Source organism: Celeribacter halophilus, from assembly GCF_018860305.1.
GTDB classification, from domain to species: domain Bacteria; phylum Pseudomonadota; class Alphaproteobacteria; order Rhodobacterales; family Rhodobacteraceae; genus Celeribacter; species Celeribacter halophilus_A.
The window spans coordinates 115,425-131,569 of record NZ_JAHKPE010000019.1; the positions used below are offsets into that span (position 1 = coordinate 115,425).

The 16,145-nt window shown below is 58.3% G+C and carries 15 protein-coding genes; 2 read left to right on the forward strand and 13 right to left on the reverse strand.

The window, feature by feature from the left end; translation table 11 throughout:
* Window positions 1-17: 17 nt before the first annotated feature.
* The 8 genes from KO492_RS04915 to KO492_RS04950 all read right to left on the reverse strand — a co-directional run bounded on the left by KO492_RS04915 (window position 18) and on the right by KO492_RS04950 (window position 7,748).
* Entirely contained in the window at window positions 18-989 is a 972-nt protein-coding gene (locus KO492_RS04915; protein WP_216043923.1) for a type II secretion system F family protein, read from the reverse strand.
* Window positions 990-1,003: 14 nt separating this feature from the next.
* Window positions 1,004-2,452 carry a CpaF family protein gene (locus tag KO492_RS04920; protein WP_066602793.1) on the reverse strand — a complete coding sequence of 483 codons (1,449 nt, stop codon included), beginning with the start codon at window positions 2,450-2,452 and terminating at the stop codon, window positions 1,004-1,006.
* Between the two features lie 31 nt (window positions 2,453-2,483).
* Window positions 2,484-3,740, reverse strand: a complete 1,257-nt coding sequence (locus tag KO492_RS04925) for an AAA family ATPase (protein ID WP_216043924.1) — start codon at window positions 3,738-3,740, stop codon at window positions 2,484-2,486.
* A 199-nt stretch (window positions 3,741-3,939) separates the two neighbouring features.
* Complete coding sequence (locus KO492_RS04930; RefSeq protein ID WP_216043925.1) at window positions 3,940-4,572, reverse strand: OmpA family protein; 633 nt, start codon at window positions 4,570-4,572, stop codon at window positions 3,940-3,942.
* 4 nt (window positions 4,573-4,576) lie between these two features.
* Window positions 4,577-5,947 (reverse strand): type II and III secretion system protein family protein, encoded by a 1,371-nt coding sequence (locus KO492_RS04935; RefSeq protein WP_216043926.1) that lies wholly within the window; start codon window positions 5,945-5,947, stop codon window positions 4,577-4,579.
* 248 nt (window positions 5,948-6,195) lie between these two features.
* Window positions 6,196-7,038: a Flp pilus assembly protein CpaB gene (gene cpaB, locus KO492_RS04940; RefSeq protein WP_216043927.1), complete on the reverse strand. Its 843-nt coding sequence runs from the start codon at window positions 7,036-7,038 to the stop codon at window positions 6,196-6,198.
* 281 nt (window positions 7,039-7,319) lie between these two features.
* Window positions 7,320-7,520: a Flp family type IVb pilin gene (locus KO492_RS04945; protein WP_216043928.1), complete on the reverse strand. Its 201-nt coding sequence runs from the start codon at window positions 7,518-7,520 to the stop codon at window positions 7,320-7,322.
* A 24-nt stretch (window positions 7,521-7,544) separates the two neighbouring features.
* A complete protein-coding gene (locus KO492_RS04950) occupies window positions 7,545-7,748 on the reverse strand; it encodes a Flp family type IVb pilin (protein ID WP_216043929.1) in 204 nt (67 codons plus the stop codon).
* A 384-nt stretch (window positions 7,749-8,132) separates the two neighbouring features.
* Here KO492_RS04950 and KO492_RS04955 point away from each other — a divergent pair, with 384 nt between their 5' ends.
* Window positions 8,133-9,014, forward strand: coding sequence for a lytic transglycosylase domain-containing protein (locus KO492_RS04955; protein ID WP_216043930.1), 882 nt, complete (start codon window positions 8,133-8,135; stop codon window positions 9,012-9,014).
* A 46-nt stretch (window positions 9,015-9,060) separates the two neighbouring features.
* On the opposite strand, the gene KO492_RS04960 is transcribed toward KO492_RS04955, so the two are convergent.
* Genes KO492_RS04960 through KO492_RS04975 form a run of 4 tightly spaced genes read right to left on the reverse strand, consistent with a single transcriptional unit; the run spans window position 9,061 to window position 12,295 of the window.
* Window positions 9,061-9,690, reverse strand: a complete 630-nt coding sequence (locus tag KO492_RS04960) for a 3-oxoacid CoA-transferase subunit B (RefSeq protein ID WP_066602817.1) — start codon at window positions 9,688-9,690, stop codon at window positions 9,061-9,063.
* Between the two features lie 35 nt (window positions 9,691-9,725).
* Window positions 9,726-10,529: a hypothetical protein gene (locus tag KO492_RS04965; protein ID WP_216043931.1), complete on the reverse strand. Its 804-nt coding sequence runs from the start codon at window positions 10,527-10,529 to the stop codon at window positions 9,726-9,728.
* Window positions 10,526-11,578, reverse strand: coding sequence for a GSCFA domain-containing protein (locus KO492_RS04970; protein ID WP_216043932.1), 1,053 nt, complete (start codon window positions 11,576-11,578; stop codon window positions 10,526-10,528). The genes KO492_RS04965 and KO492_RS04970 overlap by 4 nt, the downstream gene beginning before the upstream one ends.
* Window positions 11,579-11,590: 12 nt before the next feature.
* A complete protein-coding gene (locus tag KO492_RS04975; RefSeq protein WP_216043933.1) occupies window positions 11,591-12,295 on the reverse strand; it encodes a CoA transferase subunit A in 705 nt (234 codons plus the stop codon).
* 222 nt (window positions 12,296-12,517) lie between these two features.
* Between KO492_RS04975 and KO492_RS04980 the strand changes: the two genes are divergently transcribed.
* Window positions 12,518-13,417: an MBL fold metallo-hydrolase gene (locus KO492_RS04980; protein ID WP_216043934.1), complete on the forward strand. Its 900-nt coding sequence runs from the start codon at window positions 12,518-12,520 to the stop codon at window positions 13,415-13,417.
* Window positions 13,418-13,464: 47 nt separating this feature from the next.
* Here the strand turns inward: KO492_RS04980 and topA are convergent, their stop codons facing one another.
* Window positions 13,465-16,143 carry a type I DNA topoisomerase gene (gene topA, locus KO492_RS04985; RefSeq protein ID WP_216043935.1) on the reverse strand — a complete coding sequence of 893 codons (2,679 nt, stop codon included), beginning with the start codon at window positions 16,141-16,143 and terminating at the stop codon, window positions 13,465-13,467.
* Window positions 16,144-16,145: the final 2 nt, after the last annotated feature.

Here is a 16,145-nt window from a genome sequence, read left to right on the forward strand (position 1 = left end):
GGAATATCCTTTCCGTCTCAGACCTTGATGTTCACAAGGTTCTTCATCACGAAGATGTTTGCAGTCAGGAAGGCGGCGACCACCAGACAGGCGGGGATGAAGGCGGGGGTGTCTTTGACTGAATCGTAGTAATCGGGTTTGATCAACGTGATCATCAGAAGTGCCAGAAGCGGGAAGCCGGAGAGAAACTTGCCGGACCATTGCGCCTCGGCGGTGATGGCTTTCACCCGACGGAAGAGTTTGAAACGCGAACGGATTACCTTCGAGAGGCCTTCGAGCACTTCGGCGAGGTTCCCGCCCGATTGCTGCTGGATGGAGACGGCGACGGCGAGGAAGCGCAAATCCTGCATGTCGAGCCGTTCGGCCATGTCTTTGAGGGCCTCACCCACTTCGCGCCCGTAGGCGCTTTCATCCGCGATCACGCCCATTTCGGTGCCCAGCGGATCGGGGACTTCCTTGGCGACGATGTTGAGCGCGTTGGAAAACGGGTGGCCGACACGCAGGCTGCGCACCATGAGTTCCACGGCGTCGGGCAGTTGCTCTTCGATCAGCGCGAGGCGTTTCTTGGCTTTGGACTGGATCCAGACATAGACCGCACCGATCCCCATGAGGACGGAAACGGCTACACGGATCGGCATCGAGGCCGACGTGCCGATGGAGAGGCCCACAAAAGCCACCATGCCCAAAAGCACCATGATCATCAGAAGCTGTTTGGGCGAGAAGGCGATATTGGCCTTTTGCGCCTTTTCGGCCAGCACGGAATAGAGCGGGATTTTCCGCGACTGGAGGTGCTGGCTCATCTCCTTGCGGAGCTGGTTGAGCACCTCTTCGCGGTTGCCCGAACCTTTTTCCAAAAGCTCGTAGCGCCGGTTGACCCGCGAATTCAGCGAGATCGACTTGCCGAATACCGTTAGGTAAATGCCCTCGACGAGGAGCAGAACGGCGACAAAAATCACGCCGTAAATGATCGGTTCCATTGAAATGATCATGGTCTTCGGGCTCCTTAGCGCGGATTGGTCGGTTCAAACAGGGATGGCGGCAGGTCATAGCCCCACATGCGGAACCGTTCGGAGAAATGGCTGCGCACACCGGTTGCGGTGAAGTGACCGATGATCTTGTTGTCGGGGGTAAGGCCCGTGCGCTGGAAACGGAACACTTCCTGCATGGAGATCACATCGCCCTCCATCCCGGTGATTTCGGTGATGGACACCATGCGGCGCGACCCGTCTTGCAGGCGCGAGGCCTGCACGATGAGGTTCACAGCCGAGGAAATTTGCGAGCGCACGGCCTTGAGCGGCATCTCGATCCCGGCCATCGCGATCATGTTTTCCAGACGCGACACACCATCGCGGGCGGAGTTGGCGTGGATCGTGGTCATGGACCCGTCGTGGCCGGTGTTCATGGCCTGCAACATGTCGATCACTTCTTCGCCACGCGTCTCGCCGACGATGATCCGGTCCGGACGCATCCGCAGTGCGTTGCGCAGACAGTCGCGCTGCGTCACGGCGCCCTTGCCCTCGACGTTGGCTGGGCGGCTTTCCATGCGGCCCACATGGGTCTGCTGGAGTTGAAGTTCCGCCGTATCCTCGATGGTCAGGATGCGTTCGGAGTTGTCGATGAAACTCGACAGGGCGTTGAGCGTGGTGGTTTTACCGGAACCTGTCCCGCCTGACACGATAACATTGAGGCGGGTGGAGACGGCGGCCTGAAGATAGGCGGCCATTTCTTCGGTAAACGCGCCGAAACGCACCAGATCGTCGACCCCGAGCTTTTCCTTTTTGAATTTCCGGATGGAGACGAGCGAGCCGTCCACGGCGACCGGCGGCACCATTGCGTTGAAACGCGAGCCGTCGGCAAGACGGGCGTCAACATAGGGGTTTGATTCGTCCACGCGACGACCCACGGCGGACACGATCTTGTCGATGATGCGCAGCAGGTGCTTTTCGTCTTTGAAGGTGATGTCGGACAGTTCGAGTTTCCCCGCGCGTTCGACGAAAATCTGTTGCGGGCCGTTCACCAGAATATCGTTGACGCTTTCATCTTGCAAAAGCGGCTCCAGCGGACCGAGACCGCGCACCTCGTCATAGAGGTTCTGGTTCAGCATGATCCGCTCTTCGCGGTTCAGGACAAGGCCCTGATCGGCGAGAAACTCGGCGGTGATATCGGAAATTTCAGCCTTGAGATCTTTTTCGGAGGCGGTTTCGAGAGCGGAAAGGTTCAAGTCCTCAAGGAGACGCTTGTGCATCTCGACCTTGATTTCACTCAGGCGTTCCTTGCGACGGCGCTCTTTGTCCACAGGCGCGGCCTGGGCCGAGCGGCGGGCCGGTTTGGGCGCGGGCGCTTTCGGCTTGGGCGGTGCCGCGCGCTTGGGTTCTTCGGGCGCGGCGCTGGTGGGTTGCGCTTTTACCGGAGCGGCCTTCTGGGTCTCGTTTTTCTTATATCTCGAAAACATTTCTGTTCTACCTCATACGGGGATGTGCCCCTTATTGTGCGGCTTCAAGCTGTTCCGTCTGACGCGCATGAATCGAGGCGGCAAGTTTGTGGATTTCCTTGCGCAACGGGTTCTTGGTTGCTTCGATTCCCAGAGGTACGCCCTGATCGCAGGCCTCGCGCACCGGACGCCCGCCGTCCGGAAACTGCACATCAATGGCAATTTCGAGATTTTCGGCCATGCGTTTGATCCGTGCCTTGGCGGACATGTCGATGCCTTTGGGCGCGAAATTCAGCAGGAAGCGCAGTTTTTCGAACGGCAGTTCCTCGGCCTTGAGCGTGTTGCGCAGGCGCAGGATGTTCTGTGCGGAGCGCAGGTCCAGTGTGATGGGCGCGAAATAGAATTCCGACGCGTTCAAAACCGTTTCTGTCCACGACACCAGAGTGGCGGGCATGTCGACGATCACATAATCGAAATGGCTGCGCGCTTTCTCCAGCAGTCGTTCCACGTCCTGCGCCTCGATGAAATCGAGCGGCAGGATTTCCGCAGGCGAGGTCAGGACCGACATTTTGTCGTTGAAATTCAACAGCGCACCTTTGAACAGGTCGTCGTCGATCTCGTCGCTCGGGGACAGCAATTCATAGACGGCTTCGCGCCGCGGCAGGTCGAGATAGGTCGACACGGACCCGAATTGCAGGTTGAAATCGATCAGAAGCACACGCGGTTGCGGGCCTTTCTTTTCGATCGTGGCCAGTTCCCATGCGAGGTTCACGGCAATGGTTGTTGCCCCCGCGCCGCCGGCCATGGACTGCACCGGCAGGATGATCCCGTTTGCACCGGACTGAAGCTGGGCCTGAGGGGCGGCGGTGGCTTCAACAAAATCGACGGCGGCCACTTTTTGCGGGGCATCCAGCCGTTCGATGGCGTCATGAAGTGCATCTTCTGGAAGCGGGTAGGGGATGAAGTCCTCGGCACCGAGTTGCAGCAACTGGTGCAAGGCCATCGGCGAGACCTCGTCGGCAATCAGGATGACTTTGACGTCTTGCGCCTTGGCTGATTTGACCAGATCGGCGATCAGGGCCAGATGGCTCTCGTCTTCGTGATCAAGGGCGATGGCGACAAACTTGAGGGCACCGCTCTCCGGCTGGCGGAAAAATTGCCGTGCGTCTTCAAAAGAGAGATCTCCCCAGGCTTCGCCCAGTTCGGTCTCCATATCTTCGATCAGAAGATCAAAATTCTGCACATCCCGACTGATCGTGCAAGCGATCAGCGGGGTCGGGTCGTCTTCCAATAGAGCTTCACTCGACATTGCTCAAAGCGTCCTTTTTACTCGAACGCCAGGCTTATGAGGAACGCGGTCTTTTAAACAAAAGACCGGCCCTTATTCCCCTGGCGCGTTCATCCGACTCGGAGGACGGATATACTGCTCCCAATGGGGATAAGGTGCCGGTCAACTAGGGCAACAATAGGGCCAAAATCGCGTAATAATTCGCTATTCCGGAACGATGTTACATCTCGTCGATAGAGCCTGTCGTTTCTATACTCGTCGTTGAGACGGCGCTTTCGACATAATCGCGGTGAATGATCTCCGCATAGCGGCTGTCCATCACCAGCTTTTCGTTTTCCACGAAACCGGAGACTTCGGTGACCGTGCGGCGGTTCTTGCGTTCCGGATGCTGGGTCACGATGAGCGGCTGGGTTTCGCCATAAGAGACCATCGCTTCGAGACGCGAGCGCGAGATGCCGTTGCGGGCAAGCTCTGAGACCACGGCTTTTGCACGACGCAGGCCAAGCGCCTTGTTATAGGCGTTGGAGCCGACGAGGTCCGTGTGCCCGTAAACGCGGAAGCGCACTTCGGGGAATTGCGCCATGAAATGCGCTTGTTTGCGGATGGCATCACGGGCGACACCGTCGAGAATGGCCGAGTTGAACTCGAAATTCACGGTGGTCGGCACCTGGGCCGCGAATCGTTCGTTCAGATCGATCACATAATTCAGCTGACCGGTCTGGACGAGCGTATTGTTCATCGTCGCATTGCCGAATGTCCCGTTGTCGAGCGTGGAGCCCGCAGGTTGTTCGGAGCAGGCGCCAAGAGCCAGGAGGGCCGTGGCCGCGAATGTCAGTTTCAAAGTCCCGCGCATGTCCTTACTCCATCACATAGCCATAGGACCCGGAGAAGTCCTGTTTCGCCACTTCTGCCGCACCACCGGATTTCGGTGCGGATGTGCCGCCCAGTGTTTTCCCGAAGAGGAACATCTCTTTTTCGCTCGGGATTTTCACACGGTCGGTCGGCAAGGAAAGCGCCAGACCATTTGTCGGGGTGACAAGGTGCGGGGTGACGATGATCACGAGCTCGGATTGGCTGCGTGTATAATCGGTGGAGCGGAACAGGGCGCCGAGAACCGGAATATCGCCCAGCCACGGAACCTGACCGATGAGATCTTCGAAATCATCTTCCAGAAGTCCGGCAATGGCAAAGCTTTGCCCGTCGCGCAGCTCCACCGTGGTGGAGGTTTCGCGGCGTTTGAACGAACTTACGGTAAAGCCGTTCGCGGTGTAGCTCACCGAGGAATCAACACCAGAGACCGCAGCGCGCATTTCAAGGTTGATCTGGTCGCCATTGATGACGCGCGGAATAAATTCAAGCTCGACACCGAACGGTTTGTATTCGATGGAGATGCCGTCGTCGTCGGACACCGGAATCGGATATTCACCACCGGCGAGGAATTTCGCCTGCTGGCCGGAGAGTGCGGTCAGATTGGGTTCGGCCAATGTGCGCGACACGCCTTTTTCTTCCATCGCTTCGAGCAGGATGGAAAGCTCGGTGTCGCCGATTGTACCGCCGATCGAGAATTGTCCCTGACCGTCGCCGCTTGCGGTGCCGCCAAGCAATGCGCTGCTGGTGGCATCGTTGCCGCCATATTCGACGCCAAGCGAGGCGGTGAGGTTTTTCGATACAGAGCGCGACATTTCGGCAAAGCGCACCTTCAGCATCACCTGCTGGGTGCCGCCGATGTTCAACAGGTTGGACACACGGCCCGGCGCATAGCGTTCGGCCAGTTCCACCGCGCGATCCATCATGGTGACGGAAGAAATCATGCCTGACAGGACAATGCCGTCATTGGCCGTGCGCACTTCGATGCTCTCGTTGGGCATGATCTGACGCAGGCGCTCTTTGAATTCGGTCAGATCCGGTGTGACCTGCACCTGCACATTGGTGATCAGCGATCCGTCAGGCGCCAGAAGCGTCATGGTCGTCATGCCGGGGGTCCGCCCGAGCACATAGATCGAGCGTTCCGACAATGTGGAAATATCCGCAATTTCGGCGTTTGCGACCGAGACTTCCGTGAAGGGTTCGTCGCTTTCGACCACCACTGCGCGGTTCATCGGCACGTTCAGCACGCCTGATGGCGAACCGGTCATAACGCGAAGTTTCTCTGCAAAAGCCCCTTGGGGTGCTGCGCTCATAACGGCAAACCCGATGAGAGCCGCCTTAAATATATTACATGCTTTCATGTGATCCTGCCTCTATTCGACCACGCCTCAAAAAAAAGGACTCTACTGGCCCAATTGCGCCGAGAATGCGTTAATTCGGTTTTTTTTGCAAGAATCAATCTCTTGGCCGCGTTTGGTGATGTGGATAAGCCACAAAGGTGCAATTTTCAGATGCTCTGACGTGAAGTCTCAGGCGAAGACATATCCTTGAATTTCCACGAAAAAGAGCGGCCCTTTCGAGCCGCCCCTTGCTGTCATGATCCTGCGTCTCAGTTGGAGCAGGGGATCTGCGTTGTGACCATATTCCCGCCTTTGCGTGTGCGGATGGTGCAGATCTCTTCACGCGGGGCTTCGACGACGGCTTGTTCTTCGATGCCCAAAAGCGTGTTTTTGTCGATTTCGACCCCGCCGACCACCGTGTCGTCATTGAGCCCCACAAGCGCCAGTGACAAGCGACCTGTGCTTTGGGCCGTGGCCAGCGCGGCGACTTCCGTCGGGTTGGCTTCAACCGTCACGGTGCGGGCGATCACGCTGGACTGGCGTTCCTCATCAGCGGACTGGTCGACGGCCACGAGAGGCATCGAGGACTGGATGAGTTTTGTTGTTTCGGTCTGCGAGCCGGACAATTTCCCCGTCCAGTAGATGTCGACCCGATCTCCGGGGCGCAACAGACCGGCCACGCCGCTGGTTACGTCCACGCGGATCGCAAAGGCGCGCATACCTTTGGACAGACGTGCCGCAACACCTGCTTTCTCGCCCGGACGGGTGAGTTTGGCGGCCATAAGCGGCTCCATCGGCTCAATCGTCCGCAATGCGGAGCGCATGACACCGGTGCCTGCGGGGTAGAGCTGTTCTTCGGTCTGGAACGGCTCTTTCGGGAAGGCGTTCACCGGCCATTTCACGATCTTCACCTTGTCCGGTGTGACCTCTTCCCCATAGGAAATCTGTTCCAGGGCCACATAAATATCTTCGGTCTGAACCGTCTGGGAGCGCAAGGCTTTCTCACGGTTCAACTCCGCCTGATAGGTCGACAAATAGCCGCGGGTCATGTGGACGGCAAACCCGGCCAGAGCGACCCCGATGACAAGGACCAATCCAAAAATAATACGCATAACTCTTCGTCCCTTTGCATGTGGGGAACATGTCCCCTCTCGCTATGTGCGGTTAACCTGTCAATGAAATGAGGCAATTCGGTGATTTTGCCGTGGCGCTCTCGTGAATTTTTGCGGTTTTGCGAACAAAGAGCAGGAAGCCGCGGGGTTGTCGTTGGTATTTTAGATGAGGTCTAAATAACGAAAAACCGCACCCTTGTATAAGGGTGCGGTTTTACATGAAATCTCATCAGCCCATTGGGCTAAGTTAGACCTGATATTAAGCTACCACGAGATAATTGTTATTCAGTGGTATATACAGTCACGTCTGTTTTTGTCAGTTCACTAGAGATGTCGCCAGCGAGGTCTTGCAAGCCGCCGGAAACAGTCGTCAGAACTGCAACGCCGAGACCCACAATAGCAGCAGTCAGCACAACCCAGTCAACAGTCACAGCACCATCTTCGTCGCGGATGAAGCTATTTGCGAATTTGAAAAGTTTCATAATTACTCTCCGTTTATATTATTCTTAATCGGTCTCACCATACACGGCCACATCAGTGGAAGTCAGGCTGCTGGAGATTTTGCCGCCGAGGCTTTGAACGCCGCCAGAAACGGTGGTCAGAACAGCAACACCAAGACCCACGATGGCAGCGGTCAGCACAACCCAGTCAACGGTCACAGCACCATCTTCGTCACGGGCGAAGTTTTTTGCGAATTTGAAAAGTTTCATAATGTATCCCTCCAAGGATCTCGTAACATTTGTTTCCACGTCTCGGCGCTTCGAGCTTCGGCGTTTCCCTTGCCGGTGTGTCTCGTTGCGCTTTCGATGAGGCTATATGGCCTTCGAACTGGGGCGAGAGTTGGGCAGCATTGGTACAATTTTGGCGTCATGAATTTTTCGCGTAAATTTTCTCTTAACACACTGCTTTTAAATAATAATAAGTTTAACCATTTTTCGACAAAAGTCTTTTTCTGCAAAAAATCCGTGAAACCTTGCATTCTATTTATTCGGAATCGGTCCAAATCCCTCGCTTAAATCGGTGATTTTTGCGAAAATGGAGCCAATCATAAAGAAGTCCGGCCCCGTGAGGCTGGAAAAGAGAGTCGTTCGAGCATGTTTTTTCCTTTCCCGATCCTGTCGCGGGTGCGAGTCGCCCGATGTTGCGCTGTAATTTGTCTGGGTCTGACGGCTGTGAGCCCGATTCAGGCCCAAGACAGCACGCAGCAGGAGGTTCAAGAGGCCGAGTCGCCACCGCCTTGGCCCGAAGTCCGCTCCAAGCGAGTCGCTGTGCCGCAAGGCGGGGCGGGGAATCTGATCTCTGTGCAAATCCGCCCCGGTGCCAAAACGGTCAAGGCCCCGCCCGCAGCCAAGCCCGAGGCTGATACCGCTCCGGCGGATCTTCTGGATTGGTATTGGGACGCTGTGCCACATGATCTGGCGGGCGCGGCGGCGTCGCGGTTCGGGGCGGCTCTGTCAGCGCTTGATCATGATCCCGGAGGTGCGGTTCCACGTCCGTCCTTCCAGCACGTCACCGATCTGGCCAATCGCTACGGAACGGCGCTTTTGCTTCATTCCATCGGGACCAAGGTCAGCCCGGCTCTGGCGCTGGCGGTGATTGCGGTCGAATCGTCCGGCGATGAGGCGGCTGTGAGCGGGGCAGGGGCGGAAGGTTTGATGCAGCTTATTCCGGCGACGGCGGAGCGTTTCGGTGTTGATGCGACGGATCCGGAACAGAACATCAAGGGCGGGATTGCCTATCTCGATTGGCTCTTGTCCGAGTTCAACGGTGATCTGGCGCTGGCGCTTGCGGGGTATAATGCGGGCGAGAATGCGGTGAAGGCCGCCGGAGGCCCGCCGCCCTATGCGGAAACGCGCGCCTATGTGCCGAAAGTGCTGGCGGCGTGGCAGGTGGCGAAACGGCTCTGTGTGACGCCGCCGGACCTGTATTCCGACGGTTGTGTGTTTGCGACCAACGCCATTCGCGCGCAGAAGTGACGCGGACCAAATCGCCCGCGTCCGGTTTCCTTTGTGCTAAAAATACTCAATCGACGATGGTCGCCTCAGTCGCCGCGCGCAGCTCGTCTTCGCTGACGCCATCGGCCAGCTCGACGATCTTCAGTCCGCCCTCGACCACATCCAGAACGCCGAGATTGGTGATGACGCGATCCACCACGCCCTGACCCGTCAGCGGCAAGGTGCATTTATGCAAGAGTTTCGAGTCGCCGTGTTTGTTGGTGTGATCCATCACCACCACCACGCGGCCCACTCCGGCGACGAGATCCATCGCGCCGCCCATGCCTTTGACGAGCTTGCCGGGGATCATCCAGTTCGCCAGATCGCCCTTTTCGTCCACTTCCATTGCGCCGAGGATCGCCATGGCGATTTTGCCGCCACGGATCATGCCAAAGGAAAAGGCGCTGTCGAAATAGGCGGTGTTGGGCAGTTCCGTGATGGTTTGCTTGCCTGCGTTGATCAGGTCGGGGTCTTCTTCGCCCTCATAGGGGAAAGGGCCCATGCCCAACATGCCGTTTTCCGATTGCAGCGTCACGGTGACGCCCTCGGGGATGAAATTCGGCACCAGTGTGGGAATGCCGATCCCGAGGTTCACATAGGTGCCGTCTTCAAGCTCTTGTGCGGCGCGTGCCGCCATCTGGTTACGATCCCAAGCCATGTTTTCTCTCCTCCATTTGCCGGTGTTGCGTCCGGCTAACCTGTCTTTTGCTGTTGCTCCGGAACGGCGGAACCGCTTTCCGGTGTCTGTCCGAGGCAGCGTTGCGCGAAGGCGCAAAACACCTGCCATCCATAATCTGCATTCATGTGCCGGTGGTCGACCTTATCAGGGGGTGCGGACTGGTCCGTGCCGGCGCGGGCAAAGCGGTCGGCGGTCATAAACTGGCCCGCACGGGTTTGTGGGGGTTGCAAAAGCACGTCCAGATCGGCCTTGTGCATTTCCTCTTCGATGATCTGCTCGTAGAGCGCCATCCACTTCGCCCCGTGTGCGCGTTTGCCGAGTGCGGCGAGGGCATATTCATGTCCGGCACCGGGACGGGTGGAGCGCGCAAGCGGGTAGGGGGCAGGCAGAAAACAGGCGCGGCTGTCCTTCCCGAACCGTTCCAGCAGGCGTTCGGCGCGTCCGGCAACGGTGCCGCGTATCATATCCGTGAGTGCTGCGCTGGAGATATAAGCACGCCCTGTGCGTTCCGGCTCTTCAAGCACATCATGGAACACCATAAGCCGCATGACATGGTTGAGCGCATAGCGTTCCCCGACATGCAGGATATGGGAGAAGGGCGCGAAATCGATTTCGCGGCGGTCCATCCACGCCAGTTGTCGCGGCATGTCTTCGGGGGCACGAAACACACCGCCTTCGTAGACCGCGCTGCTATAGACGCGGCCCGGCAGGCCGAAATAGCTTACATCCAGATCGGGGAAGCCCGCCGCGATGGCGTCGCGGGCGGTATAGAAGGCCCCTGTGTGCGAGGTGCCGATGATGAGGATTTTCTCTCTCATGAGCGTGCCGCCTCGATCAGGGCCTCTTCGCAGATCAGATCGGCCTCGTCCGTTTCGTCCCCCAACCGGTCTTGCGCTTGCTCGTCCGTTGCGGCGGCATCGGGCGCATGGGCCTGAAAGAACATCCGCATGGCGGCTGCGACACCTTCTTCGGTCACGCTGCGCAGGTTGTCCTTGTAGAACCGGGCTCCTGCTGCGGGGTTGGTGATCAGCTCGTATGAGGGGAAATAATCGACGTCTTTATATTTCGCGGCCATTTCCCCCGCCGCCCCGCGCAGCACGGCTTTGGAATAGCTGGTGGAGACCAGCACATGCTTGTCTGTCGCCGTGGCTGTGAGCGGCACGGGAGACACGGTGAGCAACATCTTGAGGTCGGGGCGCAGGGATTTGAGCCTCCTGCGCAGGGCTTCAAGGTCTTTGCGCACCTCCGGCAGGGTGAAGTTGTGAAAGCCGTAGACTTCCGGATCGAAATGACCGGCGAGCGTGCCGGGGGCGGTCGGGTAGACCGTGCCGCTTTCCTTGTGACGCCAGACCTCGGTCAGTCCGAGGGTGAAGACGAACACCTCCGCCCGTTTGACGGCGCGCAGGACGCGGCGCAGATGGACGGAACGGGCCTCCATGACATGCTCTGCGCTTTCCAGCCCGCGCGGTTCGACATTCGGGCGCTGGGCGTCGAAATACCGCCCGTCGCGGGTCCAGACCGGTTCTGCGGGGCGGATCTCTCCCAATGCCTCGCGCAAAAGCTGGAGCATCTGCCGTGCGGTGTAGATGTTGCCGTAGCGAGCCGAATAGAGCCCGTAGCCGTAACGGTTGAGCACCGCACGCGGGACCGGACCTTGCGGGGTTTCCACATCAATCACCGCCCAGTTGCGCGCCGCAAGCGCACGGTGGACATGCTGGGCGAAACAGCTTCCCGCCGTCATGATTTTGGTGTCGGGGGTAACCGGAAATTTGGGCAGATAAACCCCGTCAATCGCCAAAGGGTCAACTTCGGCGACACCGCTCCGCCAGAGGGCGGAGGCAGACAGGGTATCATAGGGACTGCCCAAACCGTGTTTTCCTTACGCTGCCGGACGCGGGCGCGTAGTGCGTTGCTCGATGCGCTTTTCGTGTTCGCCCTGAATGAGGCGATGGACATAGACGCCGGGCATATGGATGTGATCGGGGTCGAGCGAGCCTGTGGGCACGATCTCCTCGACTTCCATCACGCAGATTTTGCCACACATGGCGGCGGGCGGATTGAAGTTGCGCGCGGTCTTGCGGAAAATCGCGTTGCCGGTCTCGTCGGCCTTCCATGCTTTCACGATGGAGAGATCGGCAAAAATGCCTTCCTCCATGATATAGGTCTCTCCGTTAAACTCGCGGTGGTCCTTGCCCTCGGCAATCACGGTGCCAACGCCGGTCTTGGTGTAGAAACCGGGGATGCCCGCGCCACCTGCACGCATACGCTCGGCCAAGGTGCCCTGCGGGTTGAACTCAAGCTCCAGCTCGCCTGAAAGATACTGGCGCATGAATTCGGCATTTTCGCCCACATAGGAGGACATCATCTTTTTGATCTGGCGGGTTTCCAGAAGCTTGCCGAGGCCAAACCCGTCCACGCCCGCATTGTTCGAGGCCACGGTGAGGTCTTTGACCCCGCTTTCGACAATGGCTTCGGTCAGAAGCTCGGGGATGCCGCACAGGCCAAAACCGCCCGCAGCAATCAGCATCCCGTCCTGCAATACCCCGTCGAGGGCCTCTTTGGCCGATCCGTATACTTTATTCATGTCTCTCCTCCACGAAATCCGTTTGCCCGATTAATGGGATTATTGGGGTCCAAGTCAATTCTTTGCTGCGCCGCAACACTAGCTCTGCGCCTGTGGCGGTGCGAAATAAGAAAAGCTGTGTCCTGCTATCATAATTTATTATTTTTGTCGGACTTGATTCCGAAACAGGTCACATCATATGCAAAAGTGAGAATATGAAATGACGCGCAAAGGATATTAGACATGCAGGTTTTCCCAAGCTCCGGTGCCGCCGGAAGCCCCGATGTGGCCGCTTTCTACGAGGAGGCCAGCGGTTCCTGGCAATATATCGTCTCGGACCCCGCAACCAAATCCGCCGCCATTATCGATCCGGTGCTCGATTTTGATCCGGCCTCCGGCGCGACATGGACCGCCAGCGCCGATGAGTTGCTCGACTATGTGAAGCAAGAAGGGCTGAAGGTCGTCTGGGTGCTGGACACGCATCCCCATGCGGACCATTTTTCCTCCGCGCCTTATCTCGCGGAAAAACTCGGTGCGCCGCAGGCGATTGGCAAGAAGGTTCTCGATGTGCAGAACATCTGGGCTGACCTTTATGCCAATGACAGCCTCAAGAACCGCCCCGACTACTGGGACCGGTTGTTCGAAGCGGGTGACACGTTCGAGATCGGTAATCTGAAAGGCGAGGTGATCCTGTCCACCGGACACACGCTGGCCTCCATCACCTATGTCATAGGTGACGCGGTCTTCGCCCATGACACGTTCATGGTGCCCGACAGCGGGACCTCTCGCGCGGACTTTCCCGGCGGCTCGTCTGAAGAACTCTGGAACAGCTTGCAAACCATTTTGGCGATGCCTGACAACACGCGCATCTTTGTGGGGCATGACTACCGTAAAGGCGGGCGCGAGGAAGCCTGTATGGCCACTGTGGCGGAGCACAAAGCCTCGAATATCCATGTGAAAGACGGGATTTCGAAAGAGGAATTTATTCGGACCCGCGATGCGCGTGACGCGACCCTGCCTTTGCCGGCGCGGATGCTCTATGCGCTTCAGGTCAATATTCGGGGCGGGCGTTTGCCGGAGCCGGATGACAAGGGCAGGGCGGTGTTCTCGATTCCCGTCAACCGGTTCAAGCCGAAATTCTGAATGAATCAGGGCGCCTTTGAGGGCGCCCTTTAATCATTCTGTGGAGATTATTCGACGACATCACCATCATCACTTGAAGAGGCTGTTGCCTTCTTAGCCGCAGCTTTCTTTTTCGCCGGAGCTTTCTTGGCCGCCGGCTTTTTCTTCGGCGCGGCTTTTTTCTTGGCGGGGGCTTTCTTTTTGCCGCCCTTGGCCGCCTTCTCCGCGATCAGTTCCACGGCCTGCTCCATGGTCAGGTCTTCCGGTTTGATGTCTTTGGGCAAGGTCGCATTGACCTTTTCCCATTTCACATAGGGGCCATAGCGCCCCTCCATCACATTCACCGGCCCGCCGCCATCAGGATGCTCGCCCAGTTCTTTCAACGGCTTCGCCGCCGCCGAGCGCCCGCGTCCCGGATTGTTGCGCTTCTCGGTGATCAGTTCCACCGCGCGGTTCATACCGCATTCGAACACGTCATTCGGGTCTTTGAGGTTGGCATAGACGGGCTTGGCCTCATCGGGCAGCTGGTGCATCAGATAGGGGCCGAACCGTCCGAAATTGGCCTTGATCATGCCGCCTTCGGGATGTTCGCCGATCTCGCGGGGCAGGGACAAAAGCGTGAGCGCTTTCTCAAGGTCCATGTCGTCTTTCGACCAGCCCTTGGGCAGGGAGGCGCGTGGCGGTTTCTTGTTTTCGGGTGTCGGCTCCCCACGTTGCACATAGGGGCCGAACCGTCCGGATTTGAGCCAGATTTCGTCGCCGTTGTCCTCGCCCAGAAGACGTTCGTCCCCTTCGGCACCTTCGCCCGCAATCGGACGTGTGTAGGTGCATTCGGGATAGTTGGAACAACCGACAAACCCGCCCGTGCGCGAGGTTTTCAGATGGAGCGAGCCTTGTCCGCATTTCGGACAGACGCGCGGATCGGAGCCATCTTCGCGCGGCGGGTAAAGCTGCGGGGCGAGCGCGTCGTCGAGCTTGTCGAGCACTTCGGAGATGCGCAGGTCGGAGGTTTCCGCAATGGCCGCATGGAAGTCACGCCAGAATTTCGCCAGAACCTCTTTGTAATCGAGTTCGCCCGCTGAGATTTCGTCAAGCTCCTCTTCGAGATTCGCGGTGAATTCATAGCCCACATATTTGCGGAAGAAATTCATCAGGAAGATTGTAACGATCCGGCCCTTGTCCTCTGGAATCAGGCGGTTCTGTTCCTTGCGCACATATTCGCGGTCGACAATCGTCGTCAGCACGGAGGCATAGGTGGACGGGCGCCCGATGCCCAGTTCTTCCATGCGCTTGACCAAGGTGGCCTCGGTGTAGCGTGGCGGCGGGTTGGTGTGGTGCTGAAGCCCCATAACGGCGTCTTCCGCGCCCAGAATCGCCTCTTTTTCGGCGGCTTGGGCCTTGAGCCCGCCCGCCACTTTTTTCAGAGCCTCGCCCTGCGTGATCTGCGGCAGGCGGCCCTCGTCGTCCTCCTCCACATCATCGCGGCCTTCGGTATAGACCGCCATGAACCCGTCAAAGACAACGACCTGACCGGTGGCACGCAGCACAACCTCATGGTCGTCAGAGGCGATGTCCACGGTGGTGCGTTCGAGTTTCGCGCCTTCCATCTGGGCGGCAATGGTGCGTTTCCAGATCAGGTCGTAGAGCTTGCGCTGGTCGGCGTCGCCCAGATTGACCTTGTCGGGGGCGGCGAACATATCCGTCGGGCGGATACATTCGTGAGCCTCTTGGGCGTTTTTGGCCTTGTTCTTATAAATCCGCGGGCTTTTGGGCACATATTGCTCGCCATAGCGCGCCTTGATTGCCTCACGGGCTTGCGCGACCGCCTCGGGGGCCATGTCGATCCCGTCGGTCCGCATATAGGTGATGAGACCTGCCTCATAGAGCCGCTGCGCCGCGTTCATCGTCTGGCGCGCGCCCATGCCGAACTTGCGGCTGGCTTCCTGTTGCAGGGTCGAGGTCATGAACGGCGCTGAAGGGTTGCGCGAGCCGGGTTTGGCTTCGACAGAGGCGACTTTGAGCGCCCGCGAACTGACCGCCTGAACGGCCATTTCGGCGCTCATCCGGTCTTTCAGATCGAATTTGTCGAGCTTCTTGCCGGAGAGCTGGGTCAGGCGCGCTTCAAAACTCTGCCCGCGCGGCGTTTCCAGAAGCGCCTTGACGGTCCAGTATTCCTGCGGGTTGAAGGCTTCGATCTCTTGTTCGCGCTCGACGATCAGGCGCAGGCAGACCGATTGCACCCGCCCTGCGGAGCGCGCGCCCGGCAATTTGCGCCACAAAACGGGGGAGAGGTTGAAGCCCACAAGATAATCAAGCGCACGGCGCGCCAGATAGGCGTCGACCAGAGGCACATCGACCTGACGCGGATGCTTCATGGCCTCCAGAATGGCGGGTTTGGTGATGGCGTTGAAGGTCACGCGTGACACAGCGGTGGATTTCTTGATCGCGCGGCGTTTGGTCAGAGCCTCCTGCAAGTGCCACGAAATCGCTTCCCCTTCGCGATCGGGGTCAGTCGCGAGGATCAGTTCGTCGTCGTCTTTGAGCGCATCGGCGATGGCTTTGACGTGTTTGCGACTGTCCGCGCCGATCTCCCATTTCATCTCGAATTCATGGTCCGGATCGACCGAGCCATCTTTCGGCGGCAGGTCGCGAACGTGGCCGTAGGAGGCCAGCACCGTGTAATCCTTGCCCAGATACTTGTTGATCGTTTTGGCCTTGGCCGGGGATTCGACAACAACAACTGGCATGG